Here is a 20,749-nt window from a genome sequence, read left to right as displayed (position 1 = left end):
GCATTGGTAACTATCATAATATCATACATCGTTACCTTTGCACGAGGTAATTACTTTTCGAAGTGAAAAAAAGCTAGATTACAATTGTCCTACTGTTCTAAAAAGATCTTTCCACATGGAATCCTTGCGATAGAAAACAGGAGGTTGACCTATAGGAGCAGCAACAGTTACCGTCCCGCCTCTGTATTCTTTCCCAGTCCATAGATGAATCCACTCATCTTCTGGCAGATAAAGTTCCCATTTGGTCTGAGCTTCTTGATGAACAGGAGCGACTAGCATATCCTTACCGAACAAATATTGATATTGGATATCATACGTCTTCGGATCGTTCTCATAATGCATGAATAACGGGCGTTGTACGGGTATCCCGCGTTCAGCATTTTCTTTGACAAGAGACTTCGTATACGGAGCAAGTGTTACAAAAATATTCGACATTCTTGCAAAGTGCTCCAGCGTTTCTTCATCTCCGTCATATTGGAAACAATCATCGGGGCGATTGGCTTCATGCGTACGCATCATCGGTGTAAAAGCGCCCATATCGGCCCATCTCATCAGTAATTCCTTGGAACGTTTATTGCCATGCAGACTGGTGTATCCCCCAATATCACTGTGATGCAGTCCACATCCTATCATGCCTGAGGACAATGCTGCCGGAATGACCGAAGCAAGACCATCGTCAAGCGACCAATCCACACTCTGATCTCCGCCCCACAGCATGGTGGAATATTTCTGAACGCCGGTGTAGCCTGCACGCATGAAATACACAATTTCACCGAGTTTGCCTGCTTCAGAGACAGCATCATAATTGGTTTTCGCCCACATCGTTGGCCAGGCATTATGCATGAGTTTCGGATCACTACCGTCGCTGAGTACAACATCTGTCGGCAAATACTCTCCGAAGTCAGCCATCCACCCGTCAAGTCCAAAATCAATCATATTGTCTTTGATCACTTGCTTGTACCATTCGGTTGCCTGTTCGTTTGTGAAGTCTACAACCCCACAATAAAACTCTCCAAAATCGACGAGGTACGTTCCGCCTTCTTGATTCCGTGCGAGATACCCTTTTTGGTCCGCTTCTTTGTATAATTCACCCTCAACAGCAACATAAGGATTGATGTATCCGAGGAAACGGATTCCCTTGCTTTTCCACTCCAGAATTTTCGTATCGAGCTCTGGATATTCCTGTGGATTCCATGCCCAATTCCACATTAATCGTTTACCGAAAGATGTAATTCGCTTGCCTTGCCAGTCCTGGCACCATACACCTGCCACTTTAATCCCTTTTTCTTCGGCTTTAGCCAGTTTCTCTTCTACAACATGGGTACCGCCTTGGATTCCAAGAATAACTCCGTTATATACCCAGTCTGGCAGTTCAGGTTGTCTGCCAAATAGCGCTGTGATCTTCTCGACCAAACCAAGATAAGTCTCGGCAGTTTCAAACAGCATGTACTGCGGCACTTCCCATACCTGAAGCTCATGAAAAGAATCATTACGGAAGTCAAAATCGGCGTAAGCTGTTGTTTCCGTGTGACAGTAGTACTTTTGGGTGGAAACGTACGTAGGCTGCGGGAAATTCGTATTGTAATAGTCCCCGCCTGCCTTGTCTTTAACATCCGCTTGCCAGGTGATATAACTATTTTTGTTCCGACCTACTCCAGGCTCAGACGTCCACAGCGGGAAATTTTTGCCTCTCATATTGAAGTGAGATAATTGTTCACCGCAACCATACACTTTCTCCGTCGGATCAGCAGCTATACGAACCCAGAAACGATTGGTTTTGGTGTCATGCTTCGTATACTCAAGCTTCAAACGTTCACTCTCGACCTTGACCTGAAGGGAAAGAACGCGCTCGCCCTGTTCATGTCCACGAAAATCGATGCGATATTCCCCATTCTCTTCCTGAACTTGGGTATAACGCAGAGCCACACGCTCGGAGACATAGTCCTTGATGTTAAAATTTCCCCGATACATATCAATGCTTTCTTCTCCGTACCCTATATAAAATGCAGGCTGCTCGATCGTATGCTGCAGGAGCAGGACTCCGTTAAAATGAACTTCAAAGCCTTGATTGGGCGCGGAAACTTCCAACCCTTTTGACATGCTGATACTTGACATCAAATTCTCTCCTTCCATTTGAAACCGTTTACGAATCTAGGTATATATACGAATGTTCTCGCCTTCAATGCCCACATGAGCCCCTCGGCGAACGAGCACTTCCCGCTCAGGATGGACAAGCAGCCATTTATTTTTCATAAACAGGAGTTGATCTTCATCTCTATGCTTTTCGCACGTATGATTTAAGGGCTCATTTGTGCCCGCCGGTAAAATGACAACGGTTTTGAACCCTTCCTCTTCGACCTTACATGGACCAAAATGCAGCGTAGTACCATATAATTCAATAGCCGTACCTTGAGGGACATAGAATGCAACAGCTTGAGCTGAATCATACGTGTTGTTTTTGATATCTTGAACCTTCCCGAGTAAAAGAACCATATCGGTTACAGCAACATTGATCTCGCTGCTTTTGTGATATTCCAGCCCATTCAGCGTCGAATTGGCACCATTACAATATCCGATTTGGATAGATATTTCTCCGTAGAATGATGACTCAAGCTGTGTTTTGACCTTTGATTGTTCCATCTCGGGAACTGACGCCACGTACTCATTCTGATCTTGAGGAATCTGCAGGCTGTTCATGTATGGCAGTAATTCATCAAACGAATAACCTTCAATGATATTCCCGTATTCCAGAAAAGCTGTATCCTGAACATGATAAAAAGAAAGATGTTTGTTCTTTTGCCGAAGCCGTTCATATACAGTCAAGATCACTCTCTCCCCCCTTTACAATGGTGGTAAAAGCTGCCTCCAGCACTGCAGATGCATGACTTGGACTTGGAGGCACTCAGAATGGAACATCTATACCTTTTTTAGAGCACTTATTCTTCAGTCTTGGTTTGATCCCAAGCATTACGGAATTTATCCAATCCATAGGTTGTGAATGCATGATGGAAGCTTTCTCTGAATACGTCGAAGCCACAAGTTACAATATCTGCACCGGCTTTGGCGGCATCGACAATTTGTTTACCGTTACGAAGAGCTGCCACAATGATTTCGGTATCAAACTTATACGTCTTGTAGATGTCTGCGATATCTTGAATGTATTGCGTAGTGTCATCACCGCTATTTTCTTTCCATCCAACAAATGGTGATACGAAACTTGCGCCGACTCTTGCAGGTTGAAGCGCTTGCGAGGGAGAGAATACTAGAGTTACATTCGTTTTAATCCCCTCTTTTTCAAGTTCTTTTGCTGCAATGAGACCGGATTCAATGCAAGGAATTTTAACAACAAAATTGTCGGACATCTTGGCAAGTTTTCTGCCTTCCTCTACCATGATTTTTGCATCATCGAGGTGAGGATTGATTTCCACCGAAATCGGAAAGTGTTTAACGCCTCTGAATTCCGAAGCGAATTCATCCAGCAATGTAGTTAAAGGTTTGCCGCTATTCATAACGTGGCGAGGGTTGGTTGTCACCCCATCAATAGCCCAATTCTCATATGCATAACGGATCTCATCCAGAATAGCACTGTCCAAAAAATATTTCATATCCAATTCCTCCTAAAATTAATGTCATATACATAGTTATCTTTATTAATAGATAGTAACCTTTATATCATCATAAGTAAATGCCACTCATTTTTCAAGGGGTGTGTTTAAAATAAATGTTTTCGTCATTAACATTCAATCTGACCTTTAGACCGACGCCTCTTTTCTCCGTTCATTCAGATCCAACACAATCTGTTTATACTTATCTTCAGACAGTTTATAGAACCAGGCCATAACGATAATCGTAGCAAGAGCCAGCACACCTGGGTAGATAAACATCAGTCCACGAATACCCGCAATGGCTTCACTGCTCTGTACCACGTTAGGCACATAACCTACGATTCCAAGGACTACCCCGGGAATAAATCCTGCAAGCGCTTGCGAGAGTTTACGGCAAAATGTAAAGAACGAATAGACAACACCCTCTGAACGTGTACCTGTCTTCCACTCTCCGTACTCAACAGCATCGGATACGAGCGCCCAGTTAAGGCTGTTCACGAAGGAACTTCCAAAGAAAGCAAAGCAAGCCATAATAATAAATATTGTCGCATTATTCGCAAAGAAAAAGGCGAGTCCGTCCCCAACTGCCCATATTGCACAGCCTAGAATATAAGTATTTTTTTTACCGATTTTTTTAACGAGACTTGGTACAAGGGCAACACCGATAAATACACATCCGATACTGAAAAAGCCCATATACGGAATAATAGAAACATCTTGAAGAACGTACTGTGCATAATAGATTTGAACAGCGAGCTTCACGTTAAAAGCAGAAAACGTAAATAAATTCACCAGGCAAAGAATTAAAAGTGGTGCGTTTTTAAATAATCCTTTGTAGCTATCAATCAAATTAATCTTCTTCTCTTGGTTAGGCTTCTCATAAACAAATCGTTCTTTCACGTTGGCATAACAGTACAGTTGGAACAGCACTCCGATAATGGAAAAAATAACAACTCCAACCAAGTACCCCGTGGACTGGCTATCGAACATCAGGACAATCGGCATAAAACCAACCGTAGTAATTAAGAGACCCAAATTTGAACCTGCTTGGCGGAAGGACGCCAGCTGCGCTCTCTCTACCGGATCTTTGGTCATTGCGGGTACCATGGAACCGTATGGTATGTTAGAAATACTATATACCGTACCGAATAACATATAGGTCGCGTAAGCCCAGATCATTTTCCCTGTTAAGGTGAAATCCGGATTCATGAAGCTTACGACAGTGACTAGAGCAAGCGGAATCGCCGTGTACAGAATAAATGGTCTGAATTTACCTCTTGGTCCGATTTTTTTCCGATTATCCACCCATGTTCCGACCGTGATATCCGCGAAAGCGTCCCAGATCTTGGTAATCAAGAAGATAAGTCCAGCTGTTGCAGACGGTAGACCAAGGGCATCCGTGTAGAATTTAAGAAGGTAAATCTGCCCTAAATCGAACATGAAGTTGTTACCGACATCCCCCATACCGTATGCGATCTTTTCCTTGAGCGTTAATTTCTTCGGCTTTGTCTCGATCGGCGCACTTGTTACCGTCTGACCTGAAGTAGCAAGATCTGTTTTCATGGAAATTCTCCCTTTCTGTTCATACAATGAATGCGCTACCAATTACCATTAAAAAAAATCGCTTTCATAATTGATCGTTCTAGCGTTCCATCCCCTTTCAAAAAATGAATTGGTTTTAGGTTTGTTTGGATTATAACATAGTTATCTTTAAAGGAAAAGTAGTTACCTTTATTTGCAACTAATTTTTATTTCTCAGCTGTTATTGAGATGACTGGAGTATATAGGATCCTGCCCGGTAGGTGAACAAAAAGCAGCCGATCACATTGATCTGCTGCTTTCTTAATTGTATAGAGTTAACGTTTCCCGTTAGTTCAATGATCATCATTTCTACTTTGGATAGGTCACAGTACATGTCATACACGATCTAAAGGAAGCCATTTCAACACGTCTTGAATCGTTTTATCCCAGAAGGCCCAATCGTGTACACCTGGCTCTTCAGCGTAAGTGTAATCCAGTGAAGAACGCTCAAACGCTTCCTTCAGATCAATATTTAGATCGTACAGGAAATCATTCGTACCGCAAGCTTGGTAAAACGCAGGTTTTGGTCCAGCTGTGGGATCATTGGATTGAATCAGATGATAAAGATCGTTATCCGTTCCTGCATGTGGTCCGTCTCCGAAAGCAAGACGCAGAAACGGAGGAAACTCGCCGTCCGGCCCCGAGCTCCAAAACGGGAAATTACCCGTCGAAAGTCCAGCTGCAGCGGCAAACATATCAGGTTTGCTTAGCGCCCATTTGAATGCGCCGTAACCTCCCATCGATAAACCAGCAACGTAATTTTCCTCGCGAGCGTCTGATAGCGGAAACAAGGACCGGGCAATCTGGGGCAGCTCTTCCATCAGGAAGGTGCCGTACTTACCTCCGTACACCATATCCGTGTAGAAGCTTAAATGGACTTGAGGCATCACGACAGCAAGGCCCAGCTCGGAAACATAGCGTTCAATCGATGTACGTCTCATCCAAATCGTATCGTCATCAGAGCCGCCATGCAGCAGCCAGAGGACGGGATGCCGTTCCCGGGTAGCGACGCCTTTCATCCCGATTTGCCCCTTGGTAGCCTGAGGGACAATAACGGTCATTGACGTGCTGAGTCCTAACGTTTCCGAGAAATAATTGCATCGAATCATGGCCATTGTACATTCTCCTCACATTCAAATTATTTAAACAACCACATTCCTTTTCCGTTCGGTCAATGCCGGTTGTTAGCGTTGCCTCTCAGTCGTATGCTTGATTTCATTTTAAGGGAAGCGCTTTCATATTTATATACAACAAATCCGACAAATTTTCATTTCATAATTCGAGTTTTTCTGTCTTGTGGCTCTACGGACAATTGATTACCCTAAGGTATAGGGGTGCCAATTAAGTTTAAGGATACCACAACGTACCATTCCCATTAGCATAAACGTTTAAGATCAAATACCTGCTGCTCAGTCCCAGTGCTTTTCTAGCGCTTCTTCACATTGAGAAAAACCATTTCTTGAATAGAAGTCTACGCTCTCGCTACTTGGCCAAAGTATGAGAAACTCGACCTCATTCTCTTTTGACCAATTTTCCATAGCTTTATGGATTTTTGACCCGATACCTAAGTTTCTGAAATCCGGATGAGTATAAACATTAGTAACGTAACCGTAATAAGGATCTGGAGATTTTCCTGGACGCGGTACCTTATGTATTAACTGCAGATACATATGTGAGACAATACTTCCACTAATTTCTGCAACCCAAATATACCAGTCTCCGCTTCGAATTGATTTTAGCAAAAACTCACTACAAATCTGGTTAAATTCCTCAAATGTAACAACATTATTAGCATGCTCCTCTTCTGAAAAATCCCAACGCATTTGTACAAGCTGAGGTATATCCTTCAACGTGGCCAAACGAACTAGCATCATACAGCCCCCTATTATTGTAAATATATTCAAATTTATTTTATCACACCTTCAACTAACCTGCCCGTTAGTTCAACCGGCAGCCGCTCAAATTGAAACATCCTCCAATAGATATCTGCAAACTCACTTATTTTTGTACAATGGATTCTAGCTATTATTATGTTAATATAACAAGGTAATATGTTCCAGATCATGGTATATTTTTATTATTAAAACCATATAAGGGGAGCGCCATGAATCATACATAGTTGAGATTACTGAAATCAGGGAATGAATCCAGATACTAATTTTAAGGAGTTTACTTTGCCTAATCCATTTGTAAAAAGTTTAATCGTATTGTGTTTGATGTTTTTAGTAATACCAACAACAACCATTTTGGCAGCTCCACTCGTTAAGGATCCCGTTTTGGCACAAGTCATTCGAACAGATTTGAAGCTATCGGGTAAAAAAGAACTGAAAGCAAGCCATTTAAAAAAATTAAAATCCCTATATGCAATGGATGCAGGGCGTAAGATTTCAAGTCTGCAAGGACTTGAATATGCAGTTAACGTAGTGGAATTAGTCCTACCTGGCCATAAAATTAAAATATAAAACCACTCTCCAAGCTGACAAAAATAAACCTATTGGCTTTAGACGGAAATCAAATTACAGATCTATCTCCTCTTTCAGGATTACGCAATTTGGAAAGTTTATTGATTAGCGATAACCAAATAAGAAGTCTAGAACCTTTGAAAAACTTACGCAATCTTACAAGTTTGCTTGCCAGCGGGAATCAGGTATCGGACTTAAGCCCACTTCAGAAGACGAATCTTGAATGGATCATTATGGACCATAATCGGATTCAGGATTTGACACCATTAAAGAACCATCCAACTTTACAATATCTATATCTACAAAATAACCTCATTCAGGATATTGCTGTGCTTGAAACCATGCCTCATTTAACCGAGGTATATCTGGGCAATAACCCGCTGAATGAGCATGCGGAGCAGGTCGTAAAAAATTTAGAGAAGAACGGAGTCATTGTAAGCCTGGAGATCAATGAAGCAGATGAATCAAAATAAATTCGTTTGAGAAATTCATTAGTGAAAGTTAGATAACCTTCTCTTGATACAGCACAAAGAAGGCCGTTATATATTAACGACCTTCTTTGTGCATAGCAAAAATAAACTTAAATCACACGAGCGTATTTCCACTCGTTATTGCATCTCTTCACTGCCTCTTCAATCAAGGTAGGATGCTATCACTCCTATTGTCGGTCCGCTAGTTGAAAACACGGATAATCACTTTGATGACTTCTCTTCTTTCTTGAGCTAACGTTTCCTGTTAGCTCAATGACAAACTTTTAAACTCTGTGGGTCTTTGGAATTTGCACTTGTATATCAAGGTCACCCTTTGTTAAAGTGCCTGGAAGTGCGGTGCTGCCTACATGCTGGATATGCTCAGTCAAAAGCCTATTACCCACAATCAACAACCCTATTCAAATAAGTTAGATTCCCTTTTTATAATATATGATTAATGTAATTATAGTATGACTTTGTCCCCATTAGCTTAATGTAACAGGGATCATAAATAGACAGTGACATAATGTTCTTCTCCTTTTCAGCAATGGAGCCAAGCTCTTGGCAAAAGCTACAACAACCGAACAGTCAAGGAAAATATGGAGCGCAGAGTTAGAAAAAGCGGTTCAGGATCTGTTCGATCTCATTTGGCTCTGTGATCTCAGGGCCGAAAGCAGCTTTAGGTTGTTTATTGTTATTCCAAGGCTCCAACGTACAAGCATCATGAACATTTGCTATTTTCCAGGTCAGTGCATTGGCAAAAGTTGTACCTGTGTTCTGTCCATGAATATGATTAATCCAAATTGGTTCGTTGATATGAATGAATTCCCTGGGAACCTTAAATGCATCGCGCCAGGAATAACGGGCCGCTTGTCCTCTCAGATACTCTTCCACTTTGATAATAGTTACACCGTAGCTGGGAAGCCAGAAAAAAAATTTTCCCAGCCGCTTTTGTACCGAGTCGTAGATGTAACCGTATTGCGGTATTAAGGCAACCGTATCTTTGTGAGCTTTATAGGCGTGCAGCTTTTTGATAAAATCTTGGTGATACATATCGTCACTGGACAGATACACGCGGTACAAATACTTGAACTTTTCAATATCTCGGTTGATATGAGACTGGTAATCTTTAGGTGTTACGAAACAGATATTGGAAGGCAGGGAAGGATACTTTTTTAGTATCTCATTTATAAGCTTCTCTGACTTCGGATCATACAGCACATAGCAGGTAAAATCCTGAGAAGATTGAAGGAGTAGGCTTTTGAGTGCATATTTCATAAATATATCTATTCTGTATTCTATCCATCGCATGGTCAGTCGATCCGCTGTCGCTCCCCAGTTATTAAAGAGCATTTCTACAATGAGTTTTTTTTCCTTAGACACGCGCTTAGCCCTCCTTTGATGTTCAGGAATGATCTAGAATGGTCTAGGATGTGGAGAGCGGATATTTCCGCTCACTTTGAATTCAATCAAACACACATTTGGTCAGATCATGAATTCCCGTAAAACCTGTTCAATCTCGCTTCCATTCAGCCGATCTTTAAGTGGAACCTTTTTTACCGAGGTATTACTAGAATGAACGACATTGATATAATTGCGTGGAGCCAGCAACTCATGTGGCAGATCGATGACATTCCCATGGGTGCCTCTGCCCGGTAACTTGACGCGGTATCCTGAGGCGTATTGCTCCGTTTTATACAGATACACATAGAACTGCGGTGAACGATGGAACGTCGGTGCCATCTCATTATTGACGCTGTCCCACAGATACCCGTTCTGGTTGATTAGTGCCATCGTCTCTGGCTTTGGCTGCACGCTATAAAGCTGCTGGACAAACGTTCTGTGGTACAGGTCATCCGAATCCAGTCTGGCAATATAGATATCTTCATATCCTTCAGCAAAGGAGAGTATGGCGCGAACACTCTCGATATGCGTACCGAAACGGATATTGGCCGGTAATGGTTCCTGCTCTGCCAAAATTTCCTGCATCAACTCTCCTGATTCCTTCGAGAGCTTTACTACGGTCAGGAAATCCTGATTCGTCTGTGCCTTGAGACAGTTCAGCGTATATCTGCGAAAAATGTCCATTCTCCGCTCCAACCATTCCCTCGTCAGACGCTGCGGGTCAAAACCGTAGTTGTTGAAGTTAATCTCAATCACGACTTTTCTAGTCATATTTCCGCCTCCTCTTAAAATCTTGCAACCCTTCCTGTCTAAATGAACTTACTGTCTTCATCCAATTCTGCCACTCTATAAGTTATGAAAAACTAAACAAGACGTAACGGACACTTGAACCGATCTTGATGAAGTATGGCGTAAATACCCCTGCACCTACTTTCCAATCGGCTCTCTCTTTCTGTACATGTTAGGAAGATTCTCATATCCAATGTAACACCGTGGTATTTAAATCACAGTACATGAAAAACTTTTGCATAAGCTCCTACCGTTTGGTGCAATGTAGTGATACAGAGATTATAAAGATCTTATTACAACCATGGAGGGATCGTTTTGGCTAAGAGCAAACAGCAACAAGAGGCGCATGGAATCGGACAAATCGAACAGCAGCTGAATCATCAGATGGAGGCGGCTGCAGAAATTCAAGGACAATCGAAACTCGACCAAGAAATTAAAAAAGCCACGCACCGTCATCTTGATCAATCGAAAAAGCTTTCAGAATAAGGAGAATTCTCATGAACAAACAAAGAGCGATTGAAATTTCGGAATCGGCCATTATGAAAAATGTAACTTACCAGGATGCCCCTATCGTAATCCAGCATGTGAATGAGGATGAAACGGCTCGAATCTATCCGATCGGAAACTCGGAGCAGGAAATGACCGTTCCTTTGTCCAGTCTGACTGAGTATCCTTAGAATGCGACGGATTAGTAACGCTATCACCTTTCAACACCCCCTTAAAACTTATTGGTGTACAATAAAACCGGAGCGTTTAAGCTCCGGTTTACAAAACATCAGATAAATTTATTTCATAAATAAAATGAATGTGAAGGCATCGATTTTTATATTGTGCTATTCATAGTCTATTATAAGAAGAACATACTTCTTCTTCACGTTTAACTTTGTAGGAACCTACTACTGTGGAGGATAAAAATCTGTCATCCCTTAAACGATCTCCCTATCGACTTGATGTTTAGGGAAAATGATTCGCTTCCCTATGGCTGCTAGGCATCATGATGATGTCACAGCATTTTCGCAAAAACTTCTGGTTAGGTCTTTCTTTGCTATGCGGTGGCATGGATTTTTTTCCTTTTCCATCCATTTAACGATCGTTCCTTATCTGCTTTGCAAGAATTTGCTGACCCCACTCTTAAGCAGCCTTCTTTATACAGCCAGCATTGCGGCCATAACCGTTTTACTTGTTTGCTTATGTTTTTTGCATAAGCGGGATATGGTTCGGTGTTATCCGCAAGAGAAAAAACGCAGTTCTCATTAGTATTGCTCTAACCATACCCGCAGCTTGTCTGCTCGGCCCACCATCTGCTGAACGGACTTCTGTACAGCTTTGTAATCAGCCGCTTTCGCTGGTGGGACGGCTTCTACTTTATTCTGGGCTGCTGCCTTATTTCGCCTCCTACCTATTAGAAAAGGACCCTGAAGCAAGACGGTCAAAGCGGCGAGCAGCCTTCTTGTTCTCAGCAGCTATCCTTTGGGCTTTCTCAACGGACTTCCTTGGCTTTAAAATACTTCGTTTGGAACAATGGAATTTCAACTGGAAAGTAATAACGCGTGGAAGAACAATGTGTTCGTTGTACTTGGTCTAGTCTTGGGCATATTATATTTCACGCTTAGATACGGGTTATTTCAATGAACCCGTGTGTTACAAATGAATATTCACTCCCCTGTCACTAGACATTCTTTCGTTACATATCCCCCAGTTTATTTACGAACTTTACGGATAAAATGACGCTTAACACACCCAATATACTGAAAATGATATATAGAAAGTCCGGACTCAAAGTGATTCGCAGCAGGCCGAGAAAATTAGGAAACTGCATCAGGAAGACGGCACAAATGACTGTCGGGATGACTGCCCTCTTCCAAATTCCAAACAAAAATAACGGAATTAAAGAGGCAAGCGCGGCGGCGAAGGAGTGTATAATCATTCGGATCACATAATTCGTCAGGTCAGCTGCCGTTGGCGTCCCTGGAATAACATCCATAACCTGGTTGAGCGCAAAGGTCGTAATACCGCTAACTCCAAAGGATACCAGAGTACCGATAAAAACCGCCAACACAATAAACAGCACCTTGGCCATAACAAGCCTTTTTCGGCTGAATGGGTATCCAAATGAAAGAGCTATCGTCTTATTCTTATATTCTTCAATAAATACGTGATTGATCAGGGAAGCTCCGAACAAAATAAACCCCATCTGAATAGCTATCATCAAGTCCAGCGCCGCAGCATAACTCTCTCCAAAACGAACGATTGGCATATCAGCAAAAACAACCTTGAGAAAAAATATCGGCAAGAACATGAGTATAAGCCAGTACGTTATCGCTTCACCGATCACTTTCTTACGTTCAAGCTTCTTCCATTCCAGCTCGATTAATTTCAGCATATCCGGTATCATTCCTTTCCCTGAATTTGATGATAGAAATAGTCTTCCAGTGTACTGTTAACTTTTTGGATTTCTTCAATTTCAATCTCATGCGCAATCAGCAGCTTTGTAATTTGACTGGTCGATACGTCCGGATCATAAACTCGAATTCGTTGATCTTGTACAATTTTGATATTGGATATTCGAAGCTCATCCTCAAGTATAAAGGCGCATTTCTGCACATTAGAGGTCAAAAGTTCAATATAGCCGGTACGCTGTCTTCGAATGTCGGATAATGTGACTTCGTCGACCAACTGCCCGCTTTGAATGACGCCGATTCTATCGGCGACCTGCTCAATTTCCCCCAGAATATGGCTGGACAGGATAAACGTAATCCCATATTCCTGGTTCAGCGTTCGGATCAAATCCCTCATGTTTTTAATGCCTATCGGGTCCAGTCCGTTCGTGGGTTCATCCAGCACGATTAATTCCGGCTTGGTGATGGCGGCTCTGGCAATGCCAAGACGCTGCTTCATGCCAAGCGAGAAATCCTTCACCTTTTTATCTTCGATCCCTTCCAATTGGACCAGATCCAGAGCTTGACGTATAGCTCTCTTATCGTAATAACCCAAGTATTCGCAATGAATTTGGAGATTCTCCATGGCCGTCATGTGCTCGAAAAATATTGGATATTCAATAATGCTCCCGACCCTCTTGAGGCCCTCCTTCGAGGTTTCAGAAAATTTCTTGCCAAACAGCATAATCGCACCGGATGTCGGAAGAATGAGTCCCGTCAGCATCTTCATGATCGTTGTTTTACCTGCGCCGTTAGGACCCAACAGACCATAAATCTCGCCCTTTCTTACATTTAGATTGACGCGCGATACAATGGACTTCCCTTTTACGGTTTTGCTCAGATCCGTAGTTTGAATAATGAAATTCATGAGGACCACCACCTGTGTTCACAATTTGATTTCATTGTTATTTATCTCTAGCTTAGACCAGAGAATGGACTTATTCCTTTCCCGTTCCTTACATGTTTCTTAAGAATGAATCGAGAGTGCGGGTGAAATAAAAAAGAGACGTTGAAGAAAAGAACAACATCTCTTGGATGAATCGCTAGTAGGTTAATTGCTTGAATTTGCAAGTGAAAATGGTCTTTTTGTACGGCTCCGAGCTGCTCAAACTGATCCATCCGTTCATTTCTTCGGTTAGACGCTTGGAAATACTGAGTCCCAGCCCGCTTCCCTGAAATTGTGGATTTCGTGCATCGTCCAGGGTATAAAGTCTTTCGAATACGCGTTCCTGATGAATTTCTGCAATTCCTTTGCCCCGGTCCCACACGTCTACGGCAACGCAGTCCCCTTCTTCACGAACCGTCAATCCGAACACACCCCCGTCGCTTCCATACCGAATGGAATTTGAAATTAGATTGCTCAATATTCGATGCAGCGCATCCTTGTTACCATGAAAATAAAAGGGCAGCTCCGGAATGTCTATCTCAACCCGAAGATCTCTGGAGACCAGCAGGTCGTAAAACTCAAGAACGCTGTTCCGGCAAACTTCGCTCAATGATATTTTGCTAAGCGGAATATCATAATCCTCCGACTCGATTTTGACAAGATCGAAAAATTGGTTAAGCAAAGTGATCAGACTGTTTACTTTATTATTCAACCGTTGAATAACTTGCTCTTCTTCTTGAGCGGTTAACACATTCTTATGATTCAGTTTCTCCGTGTAGCCGAGAATGACCGTTAGCGGCGTCTTTAAATCATGAGACATGTTCGAGATCATTTTCTTTTGGCTGTCCTTCGTTCTGGCATAATCCGCAAATACCTTCTGTTTGTTATCCAGCAGACGGTTAATCTGAGTGAGCAACTGCCTAATGGCACGGTCGCTTGTGGGCACTAACACTTTCTCGGCCGTTTCCTGGTCCAAAATATCGGATATTTTATTCGTAATCTCCAGGATGCTTAGATTTCGCTTCTTTTCTCTATGAAATAGCCCTCCGATAATTACAACCAACACGGCAATAATGACGGATAGAAGAAGGACCATGTATTAATCCCCCATTCTATATCCGATTCCCCAAATCGTCCGAATGTATTGTGGGGCTGACGGGTCCTCTTCGATTTTCTCCCGGAGTCTCCGGATATGTACATTAATTACGTTCTCATTCCCGTAATAATCTTCTTCCCAAATAAGTTGATAGATTTGCTCCTTGGTGAACACCCTCCTTTGATTGGTTAGAAACAGTTTCAGGATATGGAATTCCTTGGCGGTGAGCGGTATGCGTTTTCCTTTTACTTTTACGGAGAACGAATGCAATTCCAGAATGAGATCCTTAAACGTAATAACGGGAGGCTCAGCAGATTTGCTTTCCGTTTCCGCGTATAACGTTGCCCTCCGAATGGCCGCCTGAACCCTGGCTGTCAATTCGATCATGGAGAAAGGCTTGCTTATATAATCATCAGCGCCAAACCCAAGGCCCATGGCCTTGTCTAGGTCGCTGCCTTTCGCAGAAATAATCAAGACAGGAACTTTGCTGGTCTCTCGGAAATGTTTGAGCAACTCCATGCCGTTGACCTTGGGGAGCATCAAATCGAGCAAGATCAGATCGAATTTCTCTTTTTGAAAAAGTGCGAGTGCTTCCTCACCGTCGCGTGTCGATGCAACGCTATAGTGATCCTGTTTTAGCTGGCTTTCAATCAACTGATTGATATCGTAGTCGTCCTCAACGAGCAGAATGCGTTTTTCCATATCCTAAGACCTCCTGAGCATGCTCTGATTCATTTCACGGTTCAATTACATCCCAAAACCAATAGCCTGCTTTCGATTTTAGCACAAATTGGAATATTCTAGTGATCAATGTGGATTATGAAATTACAGAAAAAACCTCCCTCGTCATACGGGTAAATGGCTTGATCAGGAAACAAATAAATCCGCGGATTCCGCGGATTTTTAATGCCATGTATGTAATCGAATTTGCCATTGTACCATAATACTGGCCAATTTCTGCATCCAGATGTTTGCGTGTCTTTGTTTAACTTACCACCTCCTGCTAACTATGCTTCTTTCTTATCTTCTTTCGGATCAATATCGTTAAGAAAAGGAGCGCAGGAAGAGCAATTTGAAAAACAGGCCAGATTTTAACTAAAGCTAGATGAAGGCCGAGCCATAAGAATTCGGTTAACCTTGGTGAGAGAAACGTTAAACCATAAATAATTAGGCTTAGCAAGAGTAACGCGGGCTTATATCTAAAAGGGGTTATCGTTTGTAACCCAATGACGGCTCCAAACATAAAACCAGCTGTTTTAACCCCGATTCCAATAAATAGAATCATTGTAAACAAGACATCTGCTCGCTCAATAATTTTCGGAACCTCAATAAGTTGAGTAACTTCAAACAATGGATATGTGCTTGAAGCTGCGAACTCTGGGCCAAGAACAAGCACCGATAACTCATTCATTATGATCAGGAAGACAGCAGTGATCCCGTAGGCAATCATTATAGACCGCTTTAGCTTACTTTTATCTTTAATAAGCTTAAACAGCACGAGGAATAGTACTGTCTGACCGAACGGGAATGATATAATTTCAGGAATGGCCGCTTCCACAACGGGAGCTATGCCGTTCTCTAATACAGGGAATAAAAAATCCAGGTGAATCAGCCCCGTAAAAGGAACCAATACCAAGATAGCACCGTAGCCAAGGATCATCAAAAGCAGAAATATATGGCATAAAAGAAACCAGACCCTAGGCCCAAAGCGCACGACATCAGCGCAGACACCTAACGCTATTAATGTAACAACTGCCGTAGGAGTTTGATTCAGCAATGTCAATGTACCAAGTTCGCCTATATCTCTGATACTTCTGGAGGCTTCATAAGTAAAGTAACCGATGAACAGCAGACCACCCAGGCTGCCAATCCACTTCCCCCAATAATACCGGAGGAGTTCGTATAAATCCCGCTGTGGGTCAAGTTTGTGAATGAACAGGTACATCATAAGCAATACGAAGCCACCGAGCGACCGTGATCATCATAGCGAGCCAGGCGTCCTGCTTGGCTGTAGCACCCAATAGAAATAAAGTTGTACTGCCGACTTGAAACAGGGAAAAGGCGATCACCAACCCGGATACCCGGGTAACAGTTTTGCTCATTCATTATAAACCCTTTCATTAAATATGGATTAGGTTTTACTACCAATATGTCTTTGTTGGAGTCCCGGACGCCGAATCCGTGCATCAACTTGAATATCCAGTTCCATCTTTTTAAACTCCTGGTCCCAATCTTTCTTCACTGTCCTCCAGTCCCTAGGGAATTTACGATGAATCTGATCAGCAAATCCAGCTGCATCCACACCAAGTTCCTGAAGTCTACTCCACCCTTCCTTTATCACTCTGGTTACTTCTTTGGATATCTCACCTTCCATATCTCTTATGGTCTGCGTTAGGGAAATATCTTTCGTGCATGTGGTATCAATTAAAGTTCCATTAACTTTGACTTTTACTTGCATAGTGTAATGATAACCGCTCTTTCCGGGCCGAAGCTTTACATCCGCTGAATTAACTCTTAAAGAAGAATACAATTCCCTGCCGGACTGTTCGCTACATGGAAAAGAAATTTCGGTATTTTTAATCTTTTGAGAAAGGTAGGATACCCCCAGCCCCTGTTCCTCATTAAGAAAACCCTTAAGCTTTCCGTTTTGAAAAACGGCTAATTTAGTTAACCTAAGCTTTAGCGGAGTTGAAGTTTTTTTGAGCACATCCAAACCCTCTGCTTCCTTTTCATTCTCTTGGTTCTTTTCCCCCACCAAGCTAGCAACCGGTATGCCAATGGACCTAGAATCGGAGTTCATGCTTAATACAAAGTCATAGACCCTGACCTTAGGGTAAACGGATAGAATATCACTCTCATTGTCAATCAAATCATGCATAGCAGCCCCTTGAAGCTTCTCAGGAGGCATTATTTTTTTTAATATATCTGAAGCAAGACCGTCGGTTGTAACCATAGTTACCAATTCTCTAGCTTCCGTATTGCGTAGATAGAAATCGACTAGATGTTCTAATCCCTTCTCTGCAGCTTTTTTTCCAATATATATAACACGGTTATGTGCTATGTAAATTCGTCTTGACGACTCCATCGTGCTGTACGACCAAGCCTGGTTAAACGTTTTTGCCTTGACAGAGAATACATAGGATGCCGGTTGGGAAGACCCACCTGATCCTCCTCCGGTGCCACTGGCAATAGCTGAAGGAACAATAATCTGATAAGATACGATCCATTGACCGTCATCCGACGTGTCAACTCCCGTAGCCGCGGTTACCCATAACTCGTTAAGTTCGGCTCGGTTCCAGCAACCTGTCAGACCAAATAACAAGACGACGATCATGATATACCTGATTGAACGAACCATATGATACCTCCTTACGCCATAGGATCTCGGTCATGTTCGCCTGCCTGTTCAGCAAATGATTCCTGTCCCGTTGATTGCCTCATAAGATTGGAATCACCAATCATTACTGGTCGCTTCTTCATCTTCCACCAAGGTACACGCACTAACAAATCTTTCATATTACTTTTATTAAAGGGTGCAAGCGGCATCATATAAGGTACGCCGAACGAGTCCAGAGATACTAACCGAACGAGTATGGGAATCAATCCAGCCAGTACGCCATATAAACCAAAAGTACCCGCCAGCAGCATGAGTGCAAAGCGAAGCAAACGAATAGCACCAGCCATATTAATAGAAGGAAGCACAAAGTTACAGATGGCTGTAAAGGAAACCACGATTACCATAGCAGCAGAAACTAATCCCGCCTGAACCGCAGCTTGTCCCAGAACCAATGCCCCAACGATGGAGATGGCCGGCCCGATTGCTCGGGGCATCCTAATTCCCGCTTCGCGGATAACCTCGAAGGTTAGTTCCATGATTATTGCCTCGAGTAGTGCTGGCAATGGTGTATTTTCCCTCTGTGCAGCTAAGGTAATCAGAAGTGTGGTTGGTAACATTTCCTGGTGAAATGTCGTTGTAGCAATAAAAAACGACGGCAGCAGCAATGCAAGGAAAAATGATGCCGTACGGATAAATCGAAGAAATGTTGCCAAGTCATAACGCTGGTAGTAGTCTTCACTAGATGCAATAAACCGAAAAAAAGTTACGGGCGCAACCAAGACGAATGGGGTTCCATCAACGAATATTGCGATTAGTCCTTCAAGTAAGCTGCCTGCAACGGCATCCGGCCGCTCCGTATTAAAAATGGTGGGAAATCTAGACCAAACACCATCCTGAATATACTCCTCAATGTATCCACTTTCCAAAATACTATCGGTTTTAATAGAATCCAAGCGTTTGGAAATTTCCCTCACTACATTCGGATCAGCAATTCCCTTAATATAGGCCACCGATACCTTTGTCTGGGTATATTCTCCTATACTCCTAGAGTCAATGCTAAGATCAGTTGATTTGATCCTTCTCCTGAGGAGTGCTATGTTGGTGGAAATATCCTCAGTGAATCCCTCTTTAGGCCCCCTAACTACCGTCTGTGAAGTTGGCTCTTCGACAGCCCTCTTAGCCCCGCCGCTAATGGAGGCGGCGAAGGCCTTTGAGTTACCTTCGACGATAAGTGCAACCTGACCATTAAGAATTGCATTAATTAATTCTTCTTCGTTCTCAAGGCAGGTTATACTACCAATAGGAGCGTAATCCACCAACCAAGTTCCGGCACTCTGGATGGATCCACTTCGAACGTCTTCCGTGAGATCTTCCAAAAGCTTCGTTAAAAGCTGCTGATCAATCAAGCCATCAATATAACTTGCAGCTAGAGCTGTATCTCCCTGTTCGGTATTCCAACTACGGACAATGAAATCCGTACTATGTCCCATTCTCTGTTTCAATATGGTCAGGTTATTTTCGAGCGAACAACTCAATAGCCTAGATGAGTCAGGCGTATTTTTGCTATTGCCTTGTTCAGAAGCGTGAACATTCTTATTGGTTCTTGATTCCTGCTTAAACAGCCAATTTATAACCTTTTGAATCACAAAACACATTCCCCTCTGAGTAGCGCTCAATTGGTAATATGCTTCCATATGTTTGTATTTATACACCTTGGCATACCTTGAGCAAAATTCAGTTTTTGTTATGTGCTTCTACTACGTTCTGTTATGTAGATAAAAATGCTCCCCTCACGAAAACAGCTATGTTATTTCACCTGTCAGCCGATCGGGGAGCATATCACTGATTGTTTATTATTTTATTTACAAGTTACATACCTACCCTTACAACGATAAATAATGGCATAGAGATTATTGAAATTTTTTACTAAAATCTAAAAAATAGAAAATCGGTTCATTTTGCTTAACCTTGGTTAGTTAATAGTCAGCAACATAAGAAAAACTAGAGTGTAAGTACCGGTAACGCGGCGAGTACGACTCAGACACAAACCACAGACAACGATGACGAAGATGGAGATCATGGTAATAGGGGTCTGCTAGGTCTACTCGGATTAGCTGGCTTGGCGGGCTTAAAGAGACGCGATCGGGATGTTCATGTAACCCGGACAACAGATAAACGATAATTCAGACCGAAGGGGCTGACATAGTCAGCTCCTTTTTAATAGATAAGGTGAATTCGTTTTAGACTCGCCACTACTATAAAAATGGAAATAGTTCTTAGACATGCACTAGCATTGTCCTGACTACCATTTTCTTATTGTACTAATGTTTCCCGTTAGTTAAATGTTCTGTACTTCTACCTATGATACGGATCACCGTAATGAATCAAAAACATAAAGTATCTTTTGATCACAAGATATACATATCAATATAAACAAAATCCTACTCCATGTGGGATTTTGAATAGATCTTCTCTTTTGTGGAACTATCGTTCCGCTAAATCATGGGAAGGGTAAACGTAGGCGATACAGTTAATTTATTTTTGTAGTAGTGGTTAATTTGTTCCTGTATTTTTGGAGCTAACAAAGTAAGTACAAGCCGTTTCATTGGTTCAGCGTTTGGCTTTGCACAAACGGACTGAATTGTCACCAATATAATGATGACTGTTAGCAACGATCCGAT

At 42.4% G+C, this 20,749-nt stretch carries 22 protein-coding genes and 1 pseudogene; 5 read left to right on the top strand and 18 right to left on the bottom strand.

Annotated features, from left to right (window positions below; translation table 11 throughout):
• Positions 1-78 precede the first annotated feature (78 nt).
• The 6 genes from MHB82_RS07115 to MHB82_RS07090 all read right to left on the bottom strand — a co-directional run bounded on the left by MHB82_RS07115 (position 79) and on the right by MHB82_RS07090 (position 7,057).
• Positions 79-2,115 (bottom strand): alpha-glucosidase, encoded by a 2,037-nt coding sequence (locus MHB82_RS07115; RefSeq protein ID WP_341174253.1) that lies wholly within the window; start codon positions 2,113-2,115, stop codon positions 79-81.
• A gap of 36 nt (positions 2,116-2,151) precedes the next feature.
• Positions 2,152-2,823 (bottom strand): DUF4867 family protein, encoded by a 672-nt coding sequence (locus MHB82_RS07110; RefSeq protein WP_341174252.1) that lies wholly within the window; start codon positions 2,821-2,823, stop codon positions 2,152-2,154.
• Positions 2,824-2,936: 113 nt separating this feature from the next.
• Complete coding sequence (locus MHB82_RS07105; RefSeq protein WP_337033869.1) at positions 2,937-3,605, bottom strand: transaldolase family protein; 669 nt, start codon at positions 3,603-3,605, stop codon at positions 2,937-2,939.
• Positions 3,606-3,752: 147 nt separating this feature from the next.
• Complete coding sequence (locus MHB82_RS07100) at positions 3,753-5,168, bottom strand: MFS transporter (protein ID WP_341174251.1); 1,416 nt, start codon at positions 5,166-5,168, stop codon at positions 3,753-3,755.
• Positions 5,169-5,521: 353 nt separating this feature from the next.
• A complete protein-coding gene (locus tag MHB82_RS07095; RefSeq protein ID WP_341174250.1) occupies positions 5,522-6,301 on the bottom strand; it encodes an alpha/beta hydrolase in 780 nt (259 codons plus the stop codon).
• A gap of 294 nt (positions 6,302-6,595) precedes the next feature.
• On the bottom strand, positions 6,596-7,057 hold the full coding sequence (locus MHB82_RS07090) for a GNAT family N-acetyltransferase (protein ID WP_341174249.1): 462 nt from the start codon (positions 7,055-7,057) through the stop codon (positions 6,596-6,598).
• A 270-nt stretch (positions 7,058-7,327) separates the two neighbouring features.
• On the opposite strand from MHB82_RS07090, the gene MHB82_RS07085 reads away from it, so the two are divergent.
• Both MHB82_RS07085 and MHB82_RS07080 read left to right on the top strand, forming a co-directional pair.
• Complete coding sequence (locus MHB82_RS07085; RefSeq protein ID WP_341174248.1) at positions 7,328-7,648, top strand: hypothetical protein; 321 nt, start codon at positions 7,328-7,330, stop codon at positions 7,646-7,648.
• A 32-nt stretch (positions 7,649-7,680) separates the two neighbouring features.
• A complete protein-coding gene (locus tag MHB82_RS07080) occupies positions 7,681-8,121 on the top strand; it encodes a leucine-rich repeat domain-containing protein (RefSeq protein WP_341174247.1) in 441 nt (146 codons plus the stop codon).
• Positions 8,122-8,402: 281 nt separating this feature from the next.
• Here the strand turns inward: MHB82_RS07080 and MHB82_RS07075 are convergent, their stop codons facing one another.
• The 3 genes from MHB82_RS07075 to MHB82_RS07065 all read right to left on the bottom strand — a co-directional run bounded on the left by MHB82_RS07075 (position 8,403) and on the right by MHB82_RS07065 (position 10,293).
• The gene (locus tag MHB82_RS07075) at positions 8,403-8,522 is read right to left on the bottom strand and encodes a GrpB family protein (RefSeq protein ID WP_255247997.1); all 120 of its coding nucleotides are present in this window, start codon (positions 8,520-8,522) and stop codon (positions 8,403-8,405) included.
• 208 nt (positions 8,523-8,730) lie between these two features.
• Positions 8,731-9,501 (bottom strand): hypothetical protein, encoded by a 771-nt coding sequence (locus tag MHB82_RS07070; protein ID WP_341174246.1) that lies wholly within the window; start codon positions 9,499-9,501, stop codon positions 8,731-8,733.
• A gap of 102 nt (positions 9,502-9,603) precedes the next feature.
• On the bottom strand, positions 9,604-10,293 hold the full coding sequence (locus MHB82_RS07065; protein ID WP_095360549.1) for a glycosyltransferase: 690 nt from the start codon (positions 10,291-10,293) through the stop codon (positions 9,604-9,606).
• A gap of 333 nt (positions 10,294-10,626) precedes the next feature.
• Between MHB82_RS07065 and MHB82_RS07060 the strand changes: the two genes are divergently transcribed.
• Both MHB82_RS07060 and MHB82_RS07055 read left to right on the top strand, forming a co-directional pair.
• Complete coding sequence (locus tag MHB82_RS07060) at positions 10,627-10,797, top strand: hypothetical protein (RefSeq protein ID WP_176476120.1); 171 nt, start codon at positions 10,627-10,629, stop codon at positions 10,795-10,797.
• Between the two features lie 11 nt (positions 10,798-10,808).
• A complete protein-coding gene (locus tag MHB82_RS07055; RefSeq protein WP_110821305.1) occupies positions 10,809-10,988 on the top strand; it encodes an H-type small acid-soluble spore protein in 180 nt (59 codons plus the stop codon).
• A 576-nt stretch (positions 10,989-11,564) separates the two neighbouring features.
• Here the strand turns inward: MHB82_RS07055 and MHB82_RS07050 are convergent.
• From MHB82_RS07050 to MHB82_RS07010, 9 genes are all read right to left on the bottom strand, one after another.
• Positions 11,565-11,735 (bottom strand): hypothetical protein, encoded by a 171-nt coding sequence (locus MHB82_RS07050; protein WP_217989997.1) that lies wholly within the window; start codon positions 11,733-11,735, stop codon positions 11,565-11,567.
• A gap of 260 nt (positions 11,736-11,995) precedes the next feature.
• A complete protein-coding gene (locus MHB82_RS07045; RefSeq protein ID WP_341174245.1) occupies positions 11,996-12,694 on the bottom strand; it encodes an ABC transporter permease in 699 nt (232 codons plus the stop codon).
• Positions 12,695-12,702: 8 nt separating this feature from the next.
• A complete protein-coding gene (locus MHB82_RS07040) occupies positions 12,703-13,617 on the bottom strand; it encodes an ABC transporter ATP-binding protein (RefSeq protein WP_095360552.1) in 915 nt (304 codons plus the stop codon).
• 175 nt (positions 13,618-13,792) lie between these two features.
• Positions 13,793-14,731 carry a sensor histidine kinase gene (locus MHB82_RS07035; RefSeq protein ID WP_095360553.1) on the bottom strand — a complete coding sequence of 313 codons (939 nt, stop codon included), beginning with the start codon at positions 14,729-14,731 and terminating at the stop codon, positions 13,793-13,795.
• A 3-nt stretch (positions 14,732-14,734) separates the two neighbouring features.
• Positions 14,735-15,433, bottom strand: coding sequence for a response regulator transcription factor (locus MHB82_RS07030; RefSeq protein WP_341174244.1), 699 nt, complete (start codon positions 15,431-15,433; stop codon positions 14,735-14,737).
• 301 nt (positions 15,434-15,734) lie between these two features.
• Positions 15,735-16,676: a GerAB/ArcD/ProY family transporter gene (locus tag MHB82_RS07025; RefSeq protein WP_341174243.1), complete on the bottom strand. Its 942-nt coding sequence runs from the start codon at positions 16,674-16,676 to the stop codon at positions 15,735-15,737.
• Positions 16,651-16,833 (bottom strand): hypothetical protein, encoded by a 183-nt coding sequence (locus MHB82_RS07020; RefSeq protein ID WP_341174242.1) that lies wholly within the window; start codon positions 16,831-16,833, stop codon positions 16,651-16,653. Before MHB82_RS07020 ends, MHB82_RS07025 begins: the two co-directional genes overlap by 26 nt.
• Positions 16,834-16,862: 29 nt before the next feature.
• Positions 16,863-18,089 (bottom strand): Ger(x)C family spore germination protein, encoded by a 1,227-nt coding sequence (locus MHB82_RS07015; protein ID WP_341174241.1) that lies wholly within the window; start codon positions 18,087-18,089, stop codon positions 16,863-16,865.
• Positions 18,090-18,100: 11 nt separating this feature from the next.
• On the bottom strand, positions 18,101-19,723 hold the full coding sequence (locus MHB82_RS07010) for a spore germination protein (protein WP_445671252.1): 1,623 nt from the start codon (positions 19,721-19,723) through the stop codon (positions 18,101-18,103).
• Between the two features lie 380 nt (positions 19,724-20,103).
• Here MHB82_RS07010 and MHB82_RS07005 point away from each other — a divergent pair.
• Positions 20,104-20,250, top strand: a pseudogene (locus MHB82_RS07005) (WGxxGxxG family protein); the annotation flags it as partial.
• Between the last annotated feature and the right edge of the window lie 499 nt (positions 20,251-20,749).

The sequence above is a fragment of the Paenibacillus sp. FSL K6-2862 genome, from assembly GCF_038005125.1.
In the GTDB taxonomy this organism is placed as follows: Bacteria; Bacillota; Bacilli; order Paenibacillales; family Paenibacillaceae; genus Paenibacillus; species Paenibacillus illinoisensis_A.
Note: the sequence above shows the minus strand (reverse complement) of the source record. Positions and strands in the feature narration are given on the sequence as shown.

What these genes read in the sequence shown, in the direction of transcription:
- MHB82_RS07095 (WP_341174250.1), bottom strand. Translation starts at nt 6,301, where the DNA reads ATGGCCATGATTCGATGCAATTATTTCTCGGAAACGTTAGGACTCAGC.
- MHB82_RS07010 (WP_445671252.1), bottom strand. Translation starts at nt 19,723, where the DNA reads ATGTGTTTTGTGATTCAAAAGGTTATAAATTGGCTGTTTAAGCAGGAA.
- MHB82_RS07085 (WP_341174248.1), top strand. Translation starts at nt 7,328, where the DNA reads ATGAATCCAGATACTAATTTTAAGGAGTTTACTTTGCCTAATCCATTT.
- MHB82_RS07090 (WP_341174249.1), bottom strand. Translation starts at nt 7,057, where the DNA reads ATGCTAGTTCGTTTGGCCACGTTGAAGGATATACCTCAGCTTGTACAA.
- MHB82_RS07115 (WP_341174253.1), bottom strand. Translation starts at nt 2,115, where the DNA reads ATGTCAAGTATCAGCATGTCAAAAGGGTTGGAAGTTTCCGCGCCCAAT.
- MHB82_RS07065 (WP_095360549.1), bottom strand. Translation starts at nt 10,293, where the DNA reads ATGACTAGAAAAGTCGTGATTGAGATTAACTTCAACAACTACGGTTTT.
- MHB82_RS07035 (WP_095360553.1), bottom strand. Translation starts at nt 14,731, where the DNA reads ATGGTCCTTCTTCTATCCGTCATTATTGCCGTGTTGGTTGTAATTATC.
- MHB82_RS07015 (WP_341174241.1), bottom strand. Translation starts at nt 18,089, where the DNA reads ATGGTTCGTTCAATCAGGTATATCATGATCGTCGTCTTGTTATTTGGT.
- MHB82_RS07040 (WP_095360552.1), bottom strand. Translation starts at nt 13,617, where the DNA reads ATGAATTTCATTATTCAAACTACGGATCTGAGCAAAACCGTAAAAGGG.
- MHB82_RS07055 (WP_110821305.1), top strand. Translation starts at nt 10,809, where the DNA reads ATGAACAAACAAAGAGCGATTGAAATTTCGGAATCGGCCATTATGAAA.
- MHB82_RS07045 (WP_341174245.1), bottom strand. Translation starts at nt 12,694, where the DNA reads ATGCTGAAATTAATCGAGCTGGAATGGAAGAAGCTTGAACGTAAGAAA.
- MHB82_RS07020 (WP_341174242.1), bottom strand. Translation starts at nt 16,833, where the DNA reads ATGAGCAAAACTGTTACCCGGGTATCCGGGTTGGTGATCGCCTTTTCC.
- MHB82_RS07030 (WP_341174244.1), bottom strand. Translation starts at nt 15,433, where the DNA reads ATGGAAAAACGCATTCTGCTCGTTGAGGACGACTACGATATCAATCAG.
- MHB82_RS07105 (WP_337033869.1), bottom strand. Translation starts at nt 3,605, where the DNA reads ATGAAATATTTTTTGGACAGTGCTATTCTGGATGAGATCCGTTATGCA.
- MHB82_RS07100 (WP_341174251.1), bottom strand. Translation starts at nt 5,168, where the DNA reads ATGAAAACAGATCTTGCTACTTCAGGTCAGACGGTAACAAGTGCGCCG.
- MHB82_RS07025 (WP_341174243.1), bottom strand. Translation starts at nt 16,676, where the DNA reads ATGTACCTGTTCATTCACAAACTTGACCCACAGCGGGATTTATACGAA.